Source organism: Achromobacter sp. MFA1 R4 (assembly GCF_900156745.1).
Lineage (GTDB): Bacteria > Pseudomonadota > Gammaproteobacteria > Burkholderiales > Burkholderiaceae_B > Achromobacter.
In genome coordinates this window covers 5,036,070-5,051,997 of sequence record NZ_LT707065.1, presented here as the reverse complement: position 1 = coordinate 5,051,997, position 15,928 = coordinate 5,036,070, and the positions used below count along the sequence as shown (strand labels likewise).

The 15,928-nt window shown below is 68.1% G+C and carries 14 protein-coding genes; 11 read left to right on the top strand and 3 right to left on the bottom strand.

Annotated features, from left to right (window positions below; translation table 11 throughout):
- Window positions 1–170: 170 nt before the first annotated feature.
- The 4 genes from BXA00_RS23115 to BXA00_RS23100 all read left to right on the top strand — a co-directional run bounded on the left by BXA00_RS23115 (window position 171) and on the right by BXA00_RS23100 (window position 4,270).
- On the top strand, window positions 171–2,132 hold the full coding sequence (locus tag BXA00_RS23115) for an ATP-binding protein (RefSeq protein WP_197685553.1): 1,962 nt from the start codon (window positions 171–173) through the stop codon (window positions 2,130–2,132).
- On the top strand, window positions 2,129–2,779 hold the full coding sequence (locus BXA00_RS23110; RefSeq protein WP_076520721.1) for a response regulator transcription factor: 651 nt from the start codon (window positions 2,129–2,131) through the stop codon (window positions 2,777–2,779). The genes BXA00_RS23115 and BXA00_RS23110 overlap by 4 nt, the downstream gene beginning before the upstream one ends.
- Before the next feature lie 115 nt (window positions 2,780–2,894).
- A complete protein-coding gene (locus BXA00_RS23105; RefSeq protein ID WP_076520720.1) occupies window positions 2,895–3,281 on the top strand; it encodes a response regulator transcription factor in 387 nt (128 codons plus the stop codon).
- A gap of 152 nt (window positions 3,282–3,433) precedes the next feature.
- Entirely contained in the window at window positions 3,434–4,270 is an 837-nt protein-coding gene (locus BXA00_RS23100) for an alpha/beta fold hydrolase (RefSeq protein ID WP_076520719.1), read from the top strand.
- On the opposite strand, the gene BXA00_RS23095 is transcribed toward BXA00_RS23100, so the two are convergent.
- The gene (locus tag BXA00_RS23095) at window positions 4,271–5,104 is read right to left on the bottom strand and encodes a DUF4189 domain-containing protein (protein ID WP_231952140.1); all 834 of its coding nucleotides are present in this window, start codon (window positions 5,102–5,104) and stop codon (window positions 4,271–4,273) included.
- 308 nt (window positions 5,105–5,412) lie between these two features.
- On the opposite strand from BXA00_RS23095, the gene BXA00_RS23090 reads away from it, so the two are divergent.
- On the top strand, window positions 5,413–5,979 hold the full coding sequence (locus BXA00_RS23090; protein WP_076520717.1) for a hypothetical protein: 567 nt from the start codon (window positions 5,413–5,415) through the stop codon (window positions 5,977–5,979).
- 262 nt (window positions 5,980–6,241) lie between these two features.
- Window positions 6,242–7,576, top strand: coding sequence for an MFS transporter (locus BXA00_RS23085; RefSeq protein WP_076522086.1), 1,335 nt, complete (start codon window positions 6,242–6,244; stop codon window positions 7,574–7,576).
- 3 nt (window positions 7,577–7,579) lie between these two features.
- Here the strand turns inward: BXA00_RS23085 and BXA00_RS23080 are convergent, their stop codons facing one another.
- Both BXA00_RS23080 and BXA00_RS23075 read right to left on the bottom strand, forming a co-directional pair.
- Complete coding sequence (locus tag BXA00_RS23080; protein ID WP_076520716.1) at window positions 7,580–9,493, bottom strand: radical SAM protein; 1,914 nt, start codon at window positions 9,491–9,493, stop codon at window positions 7,580–7,582.
- Window positions 9,494–9,575: 82 nt separating this feature from the next.
- Entirely contained in the window at window positions 9,576–10,781 is a 1,206-nt protein-coding gene (locus BXA00_RS23075) for a S9 family peptidase (RefSeq protein WP_076520715.1), read from the bottom strand.
- Window positions 10,782–11,035: 254 nt separating this feature from the next.
- Between BXA00_RS23075 and BXA00_RS23070 the strand changes: the two genes are divergently transcribed.
- The 5 genes from BXA00_RS23070 to BXA00_RS23050 are packed head-to-tail and all read left to right on the top strand — an operon-like array spanning window position 11,036 to window position 15,921.
- Complete coding sequence (locus BXA00_RS23070; RefSeq protein WP_076520714.1) at window positions 11,036–11,689, top strand: hydrolase; 654 nt, start codon at window positions 11,036–11,038, stop codon at window positions 11,687–11,689.
- Between the two features lie 13 nt (window positions 11,690–11,702).
- Window positions 11,703–12,002 carry a XapX domain-containing protein gene (locus BXA00_RS23065; protein ID WP_076520713.1) on the top strand — a complete coding sequence of 100 codons (300 nt, stop codon included), beginning with the start codon at window positions 11,703–11,705 and terminating at the stop codon, window positions 12,000–12,002.
- Window positions 11,995–13,908: an amidohydrolase gene (locus BXA00_RS23060; protein WP_076520712.1), complete on the top strand. Its 1,914-nt coding sequence runs from the start codon at window positions 11,995–11,997 to the stop codon at window positions 13,906–13,908. The genes BXA00_RS23065 and BXA00_RS23060 overlap by 8 nt, the downstream gene beginning before the upstream one ends.
- Complete coding sequence (locus BXA00_RS23055; protein WP_076520711.1) at window positions 13,905–14,315, top strand: DoxX family protein; 411 nt, start codon at window positions 13,905–13,907, stop codon at window positions 14,313–14,315. Before BXA00_RS23060 ends, BXA00_RS23055 begins: the two co-directional genes overlap by 4 nt.
- Complete coding sequence (locus tag BXA00_RS23050) at window positions 14,302–15,921, top strand: MFS transporter (RefSeq protein WP_076520710.1); 1,620 nt, start codon at window positions 14,302–14,304, stop codon at window positions 15,919–15,921. The genes BXA00_RS23055 and BXA00_RS23050 overlap by 14 nt, the downstream gene beginning before the upstream one ends.
- The last annotated feature ends 7 nt before the right edge of the window (window positions 15,922–15,928 follow it).

Here is a 15,928-nt window from a genome sequence, read left to right as displayed (position 1 = left end):
TAGCGACGGCCCCGCGCCGGAAAAATCGGCTCATCGTTTCCTCGGCTCATACCAAGGTTTACCCGGAAAATACGGGTGTTTCCTGGCAAAGTTCGCGGATAATGTGCGCGTCTCATTGCGCGCCCCCGGTTTTTTCGCCCGATCCGCGCGCGCCCAACCAGAGGTGGATCTTGCTCACGTCACCACTCGGCCGCACGCCTGGCCAGCCGCCGCGGTCGCGTCCCGACGCGCCGGAGACTGCCGGCCCGCACCGCATGCAGTTCCTGTTCCGCGCGGCCGCGCTGGTCCTGGCGCTGGTCATCGCGCTGGTCGACACCTTCACCGACTTCGACGGCGCGGTCGCGGTGCTGTATGTGGTGGTCGTGCTGCTGGCGGCACGCACCTCGCGGCGCCTGGACATCATCGTGGCCGGCGCCGCCGGCATCGTGCTCACCATCGCCGCCTATCTGAACTCGCACGGGCTGAACCACGTGGGCTCGCCCACCGCGCGGGCGCTGGTCAGCCTGGCGGCCATCGGCATCACCGCCCTGCTCGCGCTCCAGAACCAGCATGCGACGCGCCGGCTGGCGTCGCAGGCCCGCCTGCTCAATCTGTCGCACGACATGATCTTCGTGCGCGACCATCACGGCGTCATCACTTTCTGGAACCGCACCGCCGAGGACGTTTACGGGTGGCCCGCGAACCTGGCCCTGGGCCGCATCGCCGACACGCTGCTGCAGACCCGCTACCCCGATCGCCGCGAGGCCATCGAGGCCGAACTCCTGGCCACGGGCGCCTGGGACGGCACGCTGGAACAGAAGACCCGGGCGGGCGCCACCCTGGTGCTTGAAAGCCGCTGGGTGCTGCAGCGCGACCATCATGGCCGCGTGACGGGCGTCATGGAAACACACCGTGACGTCACCGACCGCAAGGCCGCCTACGCCGCCCTGGTCAGCAGCGAAAGGCGCTATCGGCGCATGTTCGACGCCAGCCGGATCGGCGTCGTCCAGGAGGACTGGCGCGCCGTTCGCGCCGCGCTGACCGCGCTGGGCATCATGGACGGCCCCGCCCTCACCGCGCACCTGGCCCGCCATCCCGAGTTCATCGGCCGGGCGCGCCTGCTGACGAAGGTCGATGACGTGAACCCGGCGTTTCTCGCGATGGTCGGCCGCTGCGGCCCGGCGCCCGGGCTGGAATCGGTTGACGACATCCTGTGCGATGACGACCGCATGTACGCGCAGTCCCTGCTGGCGTTCGCGCAGGGCGAGGCCTTCCACGAAGGCGAGACCGAGGTCGTGCGCCCGGACGGCGCGCGCGTGCCGGTGCTGTTCACGATCACCTTTCCGTCGGCGGATGACCCGGACGGCGCCGTGCTCGTATTCGTGGTGGACAACACCGAACGCAGGCAGGCGCAGGACGCGCTGCTGCTGGCCCAGACCGAACTCGCGCACGCCGCGCGCGTGGCGACGCTGGGCGAACTGACCGCCTCCATCGCGCACGAGGTCAACCAGCCGCTGATGGCGGTCGTGACCAGCGGCGACGCGGGCATGCGCTGGCTGCGCCGTCCGCAGCCGGACCTGCACGAAGTCGAGCTGGCGATGGCGCGCATCGTCTCCGAAGGCCGGCGCGCCAGCGAGATCGTCAAGCGCATCCGCGCGTTCCTGAGCAAGGCGCCGGTGCAGCAGGCGCCGCTCGACATCGGGACCGTCATCGACGAGGCCACGCGTCTGGTGGCCCACGAGCTCACGCGCGAACGCGTGGCGCTGCAGGTCGAGATCGCGCCCGGCCTGCCGCCCATCACGGGCGATCGCATCCAGCTGCAGCAGGTGCTGGTCAACCTGATGGTCAATGCCAGCCAGGCCATGGCCGGCCAGACGCGGCCGCGCCAGTTGGCCGTCCGCGCGGCGCGCCGGGAGGACGGCATGGTCGCGATAACCGTGACCGACACCGGCCCCGGCATCGCCGCGGACGACCTGGAACGTCTGTTCGATCCGTTTTTCACCACCAAACCGCAAGGCATGGGCATGGGCCTGCCGATCTGCCGCACCACGGCGCAGGCGCATGGCGGCAGCCTTGCCGTCGACAGCACGCCGGGCGCAGGCGCGGCCTTCACGTTGACACTTGCGGCCACGCAGGGGAACCCTTCCGCATGAACTACCGAACCCCACCCACTTCCGGCACCGCCGCCCCGCCCTCGCAGGTCATCGTGGTCGATGACGAGGCCAGCGTCCGCGCCTCGCTCGACAGCCTGTTCCGGTCGGTCGGCCTGCGCACCACGCTGTGCGCGTCCCCCGCCGAACTGCTGCAGGCGCCGATCCCGGACGCGCCGGGCTGCATCGTGCTGGACGTGCGGCTGCCCGGCATCAGCGGCCTGGACTTCCAGGACCAGCTGGCGCGGCACGGCATCGACCTGCCCATCGTGTTCCTCACCGGCCACGGAGATATTCCCATGACGGTGCGCGCCATGAAGGCCGGGGCGGTCGACTTCCTTTCCAAGCCATTTCGCGAACAGGACATGCTGGACGCCGTCGCCGCCGCGATCGAACGCGACACCCAGCGCCGTTCCCGCGACGCGGCGATGGACGGCCTGCGCGCCCGCTACGACACCCTGACCCCGCGCGAACGCGAGGTCATGGCGCACGTGGTGTCGGGGCTGATGAACAAGCAGGTGGCCGGGCTGATCGGCCTGAGCGAGATCACGGTCAAGATCCACCGCGGCCACGTGATGCGCAAAATGGGGGTGCGGTCGCTCGCCGACCTGGTCCGCCATGCCGAGGCGCTGGGCATTTCCGCGCCTTGACTGTGCCGGGGACAAACCTCTGTATGATTTTCCTGGCGGTTGCAAAGGTTCATAAGGAGACTTGCCGGGCATCGGATGCGCAATGTGATCCGTCCGGGCCGAAGGATCTTCCTACATGAATCACACTCCCACTATCGCGGTTGTCGACGACGACGATGGGGTCAGAATCTCGCTGTCCAGCCTGTTGCGCTCGCTCGGCTACGAGGTGCGGGCCTACGGGTCGGGGCCCGACTTCCTGAACGACCGGGGCGCGGGCGACCCCGACTGCATGATCACGGACGTCCAGATGGCGCCCATGACGGGCGATCAGCTCCAGGCGGAACTCATCGCCGCCGGACGCCGCTTTCCCCTGATCTTCATGACCGCCTTTCCCACCGAGGCCGCGCGTCTGCGGCTGCTGGCGCTGGGCGCCTGTGCCTACCTGGACAAGCCCGTCGATGGCGAGGCCATGGCCCGGTGCGTGGCCGATGCCTTGCGGCACGGGCGCGACGCGACAAGTTAGCGGAAACCGGTGGGAGGCGGCGGATTGGACACATCCGCCCGCGGCACCCGCCTATACCTTTGTATTACGCGCCAAGCCCAGCGTAGGATGTTCCGGCAACGCATAAGGCCCTAGTCTATCCCTGCGGTCCAACCAACCCGGAGAATCCCGACATGAGCACGATCACCACCCCCGATGGCGTTGAAATCTTCTACAAGGACTGGGGCCCCAAGACAGCCCAGCCCATCATGTTCCACCATGGCTGGCCGCTGTCCAGCGATGATTGGGACACGCAGATGCTGTTCTTCCTCGCCCAGGGCTTTCGCGTCATCGCGCACGACCGGCGCGGACATGGGCGTTCCAGCCAGGTCAGCGACGGCCACGACATGGACCACTACGCCGCCGACGCGGCGGCCGTGGCCCAGCACCTGGACCTGCGCAACGCCGTGCACATCGGCCACTCCACGGGCGGCGGAGAAGTCGCCCGCTATGTCGCCCGCCATGGCGAACCGCAAGGCCGCGTCGCCAAGGCCGTGCTGGTCAGCGCCGTGCCTCCCCTCATGGTCAAGACGGACGCCAACCCGGGCGGCACGCCGATCGAAGTGTTCGACGGCTTTCGCAAGGCGCTGGCCGACAACCGCGCGCAGTTCTTCCTGGATGTCGCCGCGGGCCCGTTCTACGGTTTCAACCGCGATGGCGCCAAGGTGTCGCAGGGCGTGATCAACAACTGGTGGCGCCAGGGCATGATCGGCGGCGCCAAGGCGCACTACGAAGGCATCAAGGCTTTCTCGGAGACCGACCAGACCGAGGACCTGAAGGCCATCACCGTGCCCACGCTGGTGATGCACGGCGACGACGACCAGATCGTGCCCATCGACGACGCATCGCGCCTGTCGGTGAAGCTGCTCAAGAACGGCACGCTGAAGGTCTACCCGGGCTTTCCTCACGGCATGCTCACGACCCATGCGGACGTGATCAACGCGGACCTGCTCGCGTTCATCAAGAGCTGATCAGTTCGCCTTCTGATCCTCGCCCGCATAGCCATCGATGTACGCCCGGCCCGAGCAGCGCACCATCGCCACGCAGGCCGGGCTTCCCGTTTTTGCGGTGCAGGCCGCGCGCGAGGCATCGCGGGCGGCTTTCGGATCGGGGTCGAGCGCGGTGAAGCTCGTGCCCCGGCCCTTGATTCCCTTGGCCCAGGCCAGGCCGACGCAGCTATCGGTGTAGGTCAGCACCTTCTTGCAGCCTTGGCAGTCGTCCCATTCCAGCAGTTGCGACAGCGCGTCCTTCTCGTGGGGATAGCCGTCGGCATAGACCAGGTCGCCGGTCTCCTTTTCGGCGATGGCGCCCCAGTACTCCCGTTGGTCCATCCGGGCCGACAGGCTTTCCAGGTCGGCGGGCGTGGCCTTGACGGGCGCCTGCAGGTCGGCCGCGCTGTAACCCGGACCCACGCACAGCGGCATGGTCGTCAGGCGGCACTTTCCGTCGGGGCTGGCGGCGGTGCAGCGGCGGATGGCCTTCTTGGCGGCCATCTCGGGCGACACGCTGTTGCCCGGAAACAGGTCCTGCACGGAATTGCGGGCATAGACCATGCAACTGTCGGAAAACCAGCTCAGCACCTTGCACTCCTTGCCCCCCGCCTTGCGGCATTGGGCCAGGGCCGCGGCTTCGGCCGCCTTGCCGTCGGTTTCTGGCAGCACCCAGAAAATCCTGGAATGCTTGCCGTCGGTGGCGATGCCGCCGTAGAGCTTTTCGGCGGCATGGGCGGCGGGGGAAGCCAATCCCGCCACCAGGACGAGTGTGGCGAAGGCGGCGCGGAGCAAGGCAGATAGGCGAGCGGGCATGATCGTCAGGGAGTCCGTGGAATTGGGCGGGAAAATCTTATCCCAGCGCGCCTCGGTTCCGTCCCTGTATGAGACGCCTGCCCCGGCATATTAGGTAACAAATTTCACATCTGCCAGACCGGACTCCGCCCCCGTTTATCGGTAAAAATGTGGCACTTTTTGAAGCCGGCCATCAGCACAAAGGCCGTGCGAACCTGCGCACCGGCCGACAGGGCGCGGTTCTCGTGTCACGAACAGAAACAAACGGCGCCGCGCCGCGCGCATTGTGCAGAGCGGCAGGCGGCCAGTCTCGGAGCCTGGACACCCGCATGAACACGCCACAGCATCCCCTTCCCCGCCGCGGACGGCGCTTTCTGTTTGCGGGGATTCTGACCGCGCTGGGCGTGGCTGGCTGCGCCCCGATGCCCACGGGCGGCAGTTCCACCCTGCCTTCGCTCAGCCAGGTCTTCAAATCGGGGCTTTCGTTCTCGCCCAGCGTGAACGTGGCCAAGAACATGGAAGGCCGCTCCATCGACGACGCGATCGCCGCGCTGGGCGAACCGTCCCGCATCCGGCCCGTCGGCAACACGATGGAGCTGGAATGGTCCGACTACCAGTCCGCCCCGTACTCGGAATGGGTCGTGGACAGCTCCAGCCAGCAGGTCGTGGGCATGATCCCCGGCAGCCGGAACAGCGCGCCCACGCCGGTGTTCCAGACCAACACCACCGGCCACTATGCCAACCGCACCCGCATCTACGAATGCAAGGTGCTGATGCGCATGCAGGACAGCGTCATCGTCGACACCTCCGTCGACGGCAACGTCTGCCCCGAGTTCATCTCCGCCCTGCGCAAATGGGCGGGCGAAGCCGAAGCCAGGAATTACGCAGTGAAGTGACGCGCCCCGCCGTTCAGGGCGGAAAACCCGTCCGCCGCGTCGTCCGTCCCCGGCGGGCGAGTCCTTAGCCCGCTTCGCAATCGGCGCTACAATCCGCGCCGGATTCCCGCCGCGCCCGCGCGACCGCGCCGGCCGGCCCGCGCCCAAGCGCATGGCATTGCCCTCCCAAGCCAGGCGAACCATGACGCATTCCCCCCTCCCCCATTGATCGTTTGTCCGGTCGCGCCGGATGCTTTTCGCTGTTCTGGAAATCGAGGATTTCATGTCTCGGCAGTTGTTGGGCCTGGTGCTCGGGCCCTTGCTTGGCTTGTTCGTTGTCTGCATCGGCAACGCGTTCATCTCTTCCCTCACGACCCTGCAATTGGACGCCGCCGGAGAGTCGGCCACCGTCATCGGCGTCATTTCGTCGTCGTATTTCATCGGTCTGACGCTGGGCGCCATCTTCAATGACCGGCTGATCCTGCGTATCGGCCATATCCGCGCCTACAGCAGTTTTGCCTCGCTCATCGCCGTCACCGTGCTGCTGCAGGGCCTGATCTTCAACCGCGAGGCCTGGTTCGTGCTGCGCCTGATCAATGGCTGGGCCAGCGTCGGCGTGTTCCTGGTGGTCGAAAGCTGGCTGCTGCTGGCGGGCGACTCCCGCATGCGCGGACGCCTGCTGGCCCTGTACATGATCGCGCTGTACGGATCGGGCATGCTGGGCCAGCTGGAGCTGGGCGCGATCACGCGGCTGGGCGACATGGCGCCCTTCATGGTGGCCGGCCTGCTGGCGTCGCTGTCGGTGCTGCCCATGGTCATCATTCCGCGCGTGTCGCCGCTGGTGGAACGCGTCGAGCCGCTGCTGCCCCATCACCTGGCGCGCATGACACCCACGGGCGTGATGGGCTGCTTCGGGTCGGGCGTGGCGATCGCCGCGGTGTACACCCTACTGCCGCTGTATTTGCAGCGCATCGGCCTGGACGTGGCCGAGGTGGGCAAGATGATGGGCGCCGTGATCCTGGGCGCGATGGTGCTGCAGTATCCGGTGGGCCGCTGGTCCGACCTGCGCGACCGTCAGGTGGTGCTGATCGCCCTGGCCGTGTTCTGCGCGCTGCTCAGCCTGCTCATCCTGGCGCTGCCGCCCGCCTCGCCGCTATTGATGCCGCTGCTGTTTCTTCTGGGCGGCGGTGTGTTCGCCATCTACCCGGTGGCGGTCAGCCACGCCGCGGACCGCGCGCCCGCCGATGCGCTGGTGCGGATGATCCAGGGATTGCTGCTGATCAACTCGCTGGGGTCGGCGCTGAGTCCGCTGGCGATCTCGCCCGTGATGGCGACGTTCGGGGAAGCCGGGCTGTTCTGGTGTTTCGCCTTGCTCAATCTGAGCCTGGTCACCTTCTTTGTCTGGCGCCGCAACGAGCGCCCGGCGCCCGCGCCCGTGGCCCCCTTTGCCGCCGCCGCGCAGATGTCGCCGGTGGGCGTGGAACTGCGCGTGACCGAAGACCTGTTCCAGGGCGCGCTGGACCACGAAATGACCGAGGACCTGACGAACGCGGTGCCGGGCGCCGAGGCGGCCGAACCGATCCTGTCGGCCGCCCAGGACGCGCCGCCCGCCAGCTAGGCCTCAGCCGCGCCGGCTCAGCGCGCGCGCAATGCGCTGCCGCGCCACCGTCGTGCGCGGCACCTTGAACGGGAACCAGCTGCGCACGTCTTCGTCCAGGCCGATGCCGTGCATGTAGTTGTAAATGGCCTTCTTCAGCCCGCGGCCCAGCGCGTCGTGGTCCACGCCCGTGGGGTCGTGGAAACCGACGTCGTTCTTGGCGAACGTGATGTCAGGCAGCGGCTTGAGCCGGATGCCATATTCCTCGGGGTTCTGCCCCACTGGCGAGTGCACCGTACAGGCAAAGCGGTGAAAGAACCCGCTCTGGATGCAGTCGTTCTCAAACAGCTGGCGCACGTATTCCAGCGCGTCCACCGTGTCCTGCACGGTCTGCGTCGGAAAGCCATACATCAGGTAGGCATGCACCAGCACCCCCGCATCGGTGAAGGCGCGCGTCACCCGCGCCACCTGGTCGATCGACACACCCTTCTTCATCAGGTTGAGCAGCCGGTCGGACGCCACCTCCAGGCCGCCCGACACAGCGATGCAGCCGCTGTCGGCCAGCAGTTCGCAAAGCTCGGGGCTGAAGGTCTTTTCAAAGCGGATGTTGCCCCACCACGAAATCCCGGCGTTGCGTTCGATGAGCTCGGTGGCCAGGGCTTTCAACGCCTTGGGCGGCGCGGCCTCGTCCACGAAGTGAAAGCCGGTCTGGCCGGTTTCGGCCACGATGGCTTCGATGCGGTCGGCCAGCACGGTCGCCTCCGCGCCTTCGTAGCGACCGATGTAGTCCAGGCCCACGTCGCAGAAGCTGCACTTCTTCCAGTAGCAGCCGTGCGCCACGGTCAGCTTGTTCCAGCGGCCGTCGCTCCAGAGCCGGTGCATGGGATTGAGCATGTCCAGCAGCGACAGGTAGCGGTCCAGCGGCAGGCCGTCCCACGTGGGCGTACCCACTTCCGCAAACGCGACGTCGGGTTCGACCAGGTTGACGTAACGCACTGCGCCGCTGTCGGCGTCGCGCAGAAACGTGCGCACCAGGCGCTGGCGCGAGCGCTTGCCCTGCACATGCTCCAGCAGCGCGAGCAAGGGGCGCTCGCCCGCGTCGAGCGTGACGAAATCGAAATAATCGAATACCCGCGGGTCCTTGAGTTCACGCAGTTCGGTATTGACGAAGCCCCCGCCCAGCACGATCACGATGCCGGGATCCTGCGCCTTGATCGCCTGCGCGATCCGGAAGGCCGCGTACACCGCGCCGGGGAACGGCACCGACAGCAGCACCATCGTCGGCTTGTGGCGCGCCAACGCGTCCATCGTCAGCGCCCGCAACGTCTCGTCCACCAGATTCAAGGGCGCGGCCAGCGCCTCGGCCAGCGGATCGAAGGTGGGCTGGCTGCCCGCCAGCGATTCGGCGTAGCGCACGAACTCGAAGCGCGGATCGATGGCGTCGCGCAGCACGTCGGCCAGATCGTTCAGGTAGAGCGTGGCCAGGTGCTTGGCGCGGTCCTGCAGGCCCAGCGCGCCGAATGCCCAGCCCAGCGGATCGCCGCCTTCCTCGTCCAGGTAGACGTCCAGCGAACTGAAGCGCGGGCCTTCAGGCAGATAGTTGCGACCGGCGATGCGGTGCGCCAGCGTGGAGTCGCGGCCTTGCAGGAAGGCAATCACGGGCCCGATGGTGGCCAGATAGCGCGGCTGCATGGCGACGAAGGCCTGGATCGCCGGGGTGTGCTTTTCAAGGGGAAGCGCATCCACCTGCTGGGCGACGGCCCGCAGGCCATCGGCCGACAGCAGGCGCAGCACCAGGGCGAGCGCCAGGTCCTCCTGGAACGACGTCACGCCGCGAGAACGCAGGAACCCGGTCAGGTAGGCGGTGGACGGATAGGGGGTATTCAGCTGCGTCATCGGCGGAATCACCGACAGCACGCGCAAAGGCAAGGTGGACATGAGGCACGGCAGGTCTGCCGTCAAAAAACGCGGGAATCGACGCAATTATAGGCAGCGCTGGCCCCGCGGCCTTGCGCCGCCCTCACAGCACGCCGTCCAGCCAGTCCAGCACACGGCGGTTCAGGAGCGACCGGTTGGCCGATTCGCAGTGGTCGCCCGCGCCCTCGTCGGCGGAAAACCGCAGCAAGTGCTTGGGGCAGCGCAGGCGGTCGAAGAACTGCTCGGTGTCCGCCGCCAGGGGGTCGTTTCCGGCGACCGTCATGAGCGTCGGGCACGCAATGTCGTCGACCCGGCCATCCATCGTGAACTGCTCGATCGCGCGCAGGTAGTCGCGCAGGTTGTCCACGCCATGCACCCAGAAGCCGCGCTGCACGATCTTCCAGGCAAGTACGGGATTGGCCATGACGAACTGCCACAGGCGGTCCAGCACGGGCGGTTCCAGCTCGCCCAGATTGGCTGCGGCGTCGGGGCTGGCGCCCAGCTTCACGGCCAGGGGCCGGAACAGCCCCGCGATGCTCCATTGGCCGGGATCGGCGATGCAGGCGGCCAGGCGATGCTCGCCCGACGCGGCGCGCGGCGCCAGATGGCCGCCCAGGCTCCAGCCGCTGAGCGCGATGCGTTTCGGATCGACGATGGGCGACTCCACGGCAAGATCGACCACGGCCCCCACCACCGTCTCCCAATCGGGACGCATGGGCACGCCCTGTTCGTACAGCATGCCGCCCTGCCCGGGGCCGTCGAACACCAGGGCGTGATAGCCCCGGCGCGTGGCGGCCACGGCGCAGGCGAAGTACATGTCGGTCACGGTGGCGTCATACCCGTTGGTGAAGATGATGAGCGGCCGCACCTCGGTCTCGCGGCCCTCGGCGGGCAACAGGTACGCGGGCATGTGGCCGCTCGCCAGCGGGATGGGCATCGGCTCGACCGGATGCCGCGACAGCGCCAGCCCCCGGTCGAAGGCGGCCATCTGCTTGCGAAAGGCTTCCAGCAGCCGCGCGTCCGTGGGCGCGCCGTATAAGGGGCGATACGCCGTCGAATAGAACGCGCTGGCGCGCAGATGCAGTTCGCGGACGCTTGCCCGCAGGTGGCGGCGTTCGGCATCGAGCGCCTGGGCGGCCAGGCGGTCGCCCGCCGCCATCCAGGCCTGGAAAAACGCCGTGTCGTCTCCGTCCCCCACGGCCCGGCCCACTGCCAGGATCTCACCCAGGTCCGCCCCGCCATAAGGCAGGTAGGCCACCGGCCGCGTGCCGAACTCGTCGTGCAATTCGTTCTGGAAGGCCAGGCCCATGATGAGTCTCCGGGAGCGGACAGCGTTGGCGCGACGCAAAGGGAGCGCCCGGGACCTTGCGCCCGGACCTACGCAGGCTACCGGAGCCGCAGGCCCGTGGCGATACCGGCTATCCCTGATGCGCGCGGCCTTTGTTGAATTGCGCGGCCGCCGCAATCACAATCTTCAAACCGGCGGACTATCGTTCAATACGCTGCCCCGGCCGGCTGGCACATTGCGGGGGTCCCTCACCACGGCAACCGAAGGAGTCATCCATGCCTATCACCGCGACCCCCACCCCCGGCGCCAAGCTGCTGTCGCCCCATGACCACACGCTCATCATGATCGACTTCCAGTCGCAGATGGCGTTTGCCACCCACTCCATCGACGCCGTCACGCTGCGCAACAACGCCGCGCTGGTTGCCCATGCCGCCGCCGGCTTCGGCGCATCCACCATCCTGACGACCGTGGCCGAAAAGAGCTTCTCGGGCCCCATGTTCGAGGAAGTCACCGCCCCGTTCCCCGGCCAGGCCCTGCTGGACCGCACGTCCATGAACACCTGGGAAGACGCCGCCGTCATCAAGCAAGTCAATGAAATCGGCAAGAAGCGCATCGTGCTGGCCGGCCTGTGGACCAGCGTGTGCATCGTCGGCCCGGCCCTGTCGGCGCTGGACCAGGGCTTCGAAGTCTATGTGATCACCGACGCTTGCGGCGACGTGTCCGCCGAAGCCCACAACCGTGCCGTCGAGCGCATCGTGCAGGCCGGCGGCCAGCCCATCACCGCCCTGCAATACCTGCTGGAAATGCAGCGCGACTGGGCCCGCACGGACACCTACGACATGACGACCGGCATCGCCAAGAAGTTCGGCGGCGCCTATGGCCTGGGCATCATCTACGCCAAGTCCATGTTCAACGCCCACGAAGGCTGATGGGAGCACGCCGATGAAGGTCTACCTCGTTTCGCTGGGACTCGGCCTGCTGGTCGGGGTCATCTACGCACTCTTTAACGTGCGATCGCCGGCGCCCCCGGTGATCGCCCTGGTAGGCCTGCTCGGCATCCTGGCGGGGGAACAGATTCCCCCGCTGGTCAAGCGCCTGCTCGCGGACGAGCCCGCCCGCGCGTCGTTCATCCATGAGCAGGTCAAACCCCATATGTTCGGCGAACTGCCCAGCTGCCCCAAGCCGGCCGCCGATTCCGCCCGCCAACCCGCCGATGCATGTGGAGACAAGCGCAATGGCTGACATCCTGGACCCCGCGCGCGAAGGCGCCCCCGACCTCATCCTGCACCAGGGCCGTTTCACGACCCTGGACCCGGCCAATCCTGTCGCCGACGCCGTCGCCATCAAAGACGGCCGTTTCACGCGCGTGGGCGCGGCCAGCGACATCCTGCCCCTGGCCGGTCCCGGCACGCGCGTGATCGCGCTGGGCGGACGCGGCGTGCTGCCCGGCCTGATCGACAACCACCTGCACATCATCCGCGGCGGGCTGAACTACAACATGGAGCTGCGCTGGGACGGCGTGAGAAGCCTGGCGGACGCCATGGCCATGCTGCGCCGCCAGGTCGCCATCACCCCCGCCCCGCAATGGGTGCGCGTGGTCGGCGGCTTCACCGAGCACCAGTTCGCCGAAAAGCGCCTGCCGACCATCGAAGAACTGAACGCGGCGGCCCCCGATACGCCCGTGTTCATCCTGCACCTGTACGACCGCGCCCTGCTCAACGCCGCGGCCCTGCGCGCCGTGGGGTACGACAAGAACACCCCCGCGCCGCCCGGCGGCGAGATCGTGCGCGATGCCGCCGGCAATCCGACCGGCCTGCTGCTGGCCAAGCCCAACGCGGCCATCCTGTACGCCACGCTGGCCAAGGGCCCCAGGCTGCCGGTCGAATACCAGCTCAATTCCACGCGCCACTTCATGCGCGAACTGAATCGCCTGGGCGTGACCGGGGCCATCGACGCCGGCGGCGGCTTCCAGAACTACCCCGAGGACTACCAGGTCATCCAGCAATTGGCCGATGCCAATCAGCTTACGATCCGCCTGGCCTACAACCTCTTCACCCAGAAGCCCAAGCAGGAAAAGGAAGATTTCCTGAACTGGACGGCCACCTCGCAGTACAAGCAGGGCACGGACTACTTCCGCCACAACGGCGCCGGCGAAATGCTGGTGTTCTCGGCCGCCGACTTCGAAGACTTCCGCCAACCGCGCCCCGAGATGGGCCCCGAGATGGAAGGCGAACTGGAAGAAGTGGTGCGCATCCTGGCGCAGAACCGCTGGCCGTGGCGCATGCACGCCACCTATGACGAGACCATCTCGCGCTCGCTGGACGTGTTCGAACGCGTGAACAAGGACGTGCCGCTGGCCGGCCTGAACTGGTTCTTCGACCATGCCGAGACGATCTCGGAACGCTCCATCGACCGCATCGCCGCGCTGGGCGGCGGCGTGGCCGTGCAGCACCGGATGGCCTACCAGGGCGAGTACTTCGTCGAACGCTATGGCGCGGGCGCCGCCGAGGCCACCCCGCCCGTCAAGCGCATGCTGGAAAAAGGCGTCAACGTGTCCGCGGGCACGGACGCGACCCGCGTCGCCTCCTACAACCCGTGGGTGTCGCTGTCCTGGCTGATCACCGGCAAAACGGTGGGCGGCCTGCGCATCACCCCGCAGCGCAACTGCCTGGACCGCGACGCGGCGCTGCGAATGTGGACCGAGAACGTCACCTGGTTTTCGAACGAACAGGGCAAAAAGGGCCGCATTGCCGCGGGCCAGCTTGCCGATCTGGTCGTGCCCGACCGCGACTTCTTCGCCTGCCCCGAATCCGAGATCGCCGACACCACCAGCCTGCTCACCGTGGTCGGCGGCAAAGTGGTGTGGGGCGCGGGCGAATTTGCCGGGCACGACGATGCCGCGCCGCCGCCCGCCATGCCGGACTGGTCGCCCACGCGCCTCTTCGGCGGGTACGGGGCCTGGGGCGATGCGGATGGCGAGGGCAAGCCCCTGCAAGCCACGCTGCGCGAAGCCGCCGCGGCCTGCGCATGCGCCAACGACTGCAACGTCCACGGCCACCAGCACGCCGGCGCGTGGGCCAGCAAGCTGCCCGTGTCCGACCTCAAGGGGTTCTGGGGCGCGCTGGGCTGCGCGTGCTGGGCGGTATGACGGCGCGCCGGCTGTTGACCGCGCCGGCGGTGCGCTGGTTCGCCCTGCTGGCGCTGTGCGGCGCCTACATCCAGGGCGGGCTGGTCAAGCTGCTGGACTTCGACGGCGCCCAGGCCGAGATGGCGCATTTCGGCCTGCAGCCCGCCGCGCTGGCGGCGGTCGCCGTCATTCTTCTTGAACTGGGCGCCAGCGCGCTGGTGCTGTCCGGCCGCCTGCGGTGGCTGGGCGCGCTGGCATTGGCGGCCTTCACCGCCGCCGCGGCGCTGATGGCCAACCGCTACTGGGAATCGCCCCCCGACGCGCGTTTCATGACGATGAACGCCTTCTACGAGCATTTCGGGCTGGCCGGGGCATGGGTCCTGGTCGCCTGGCACGATTTAACGGAGCGCCCGCATGGCCGGAGCTGACCGCAGTACCCCGCCGCCCGCCGCCGGCGGCATGGCGCCCCTCAAGCACACGCTTTTCGCGGTGCTGTGGGGCGCCACCATCCTGGGCAACATCGGCAGCTTCATGCGCGACGTGGCCAGCGCCTGGCTGGTCACCGACCTGTCGACCAACCCGGCCGCCGTCGCCATGATGCAGACAGCCGCCACCCTCCCCGTCTTTCTGCTGGCCATCCCGGCGGGCGTGCTGTCCGACATCCTGGACCGGCGGCGTTTCCTCATCGTCATCCAGGTGCTGCTCGCCTGCGTCAGCTTCGCGCTGCTGATGCTGGCCAAGACCAACACGATGACCGTCGAATACCTGATCGCACTGACCTTCATCGGCGGCGTGGGCTCGGCGCTCATGGGGCCGACCTGGCAGTCCATCGTGCCCGAACTCGTGCCCAAGGCCGAACTGAAGGCGGCGGTGGGCCTGAACTCGCTGGGGATCAACATCGCCCGGGCGCTGGGACCGGCCGTGGGCGGCATGCTGCTCGCGGCCTTCGGCGCCGCGGCCGCCTATGGCGCCGACGTGCTGAGCTACGTGTTCGTGATTGCCGCGCTGCTGTGGTGGAAGCGGCCCAAAAAGGTGGACGACGGCCTGTCCGAACAGTTCTTCGGCGCCTTCCGGGCCGGCGTGCGCTATGCCCGCGCCAGCCGCGACCTGCACGTCGTGCTGCTGCGCGCGGCGGTGTTCTTCATCTTCGCCAGTTCCGTCTGGGCGCTGCTGCCCCTGGTGGCGCGCAAGATGCTGGGCGGCACCGCGGGCTTTTACGGCCTGCTGCTGGGCGCGGTGGGCGTGGGCGCCATCCTGGGCGCGCTGGTCCTGCCCAAGCTGCGCCAGAAGCTCGATGCCGACGGCCTGGTGCTGGCGGCCGCGACCGCCGCCGCCGTCGTGATGGCCGCCCTGTCGTTCGCGCCGCCCCAGTGGGCCGCCGTGCTGCTGCTGTTGTTGCTGGGCATGGGCTGGATCGTCGCCCTGACCACGTTCAACGGCGTGGCGCAGGCCATTCTGCCCAACTGGGTGCGCGGGCGCGGGCTGGCGATCTACCTGATGGTGTTTAACGGCGCGATGGCCGCCGGCAGCCTGGGCTGGGGCCTGCTGGCCGAGCAGATCGGGGTGCCCGCGACGCTGCTGGCCGGTGCCGTCGGGCTGCTCGTTGCCGGCTTCGTGCTGCATCGCATGCGCCTGCCGCGCGGCGAAGCCAACCTGGACCCGTCCAACCACTGGCCGGAACCGCTGCTGGATGCGCCGGTGGAACACGATCGCGGCCCCGTCATGGTGCAGATCGAATATCGCATCCGCGTGGCGGACCGCCCCGCCTTCCTGCAGGCGCTCAAGGCCGTGGCCGAGGAACGTCGCCGCGATGGCGCCTACGCCTGGGGCATCGCCGAACACACGGGCGACCCGGAACGGGTGCAGGAATGGTTCCTGGTGGAATCCTGGGCCGAGCACCTGCGCCAGCACCACCGGGTGTCGCAGGCGGATGCCGACCTGCAGGGCGAAGCGCAGCGCTTTCACGTCGGGCCGGACAAGCCTCTCGTGCATCATTTCCTGGCGCTGGACATGCGCCAGGCCGGGCCACGATAAGCCAGGC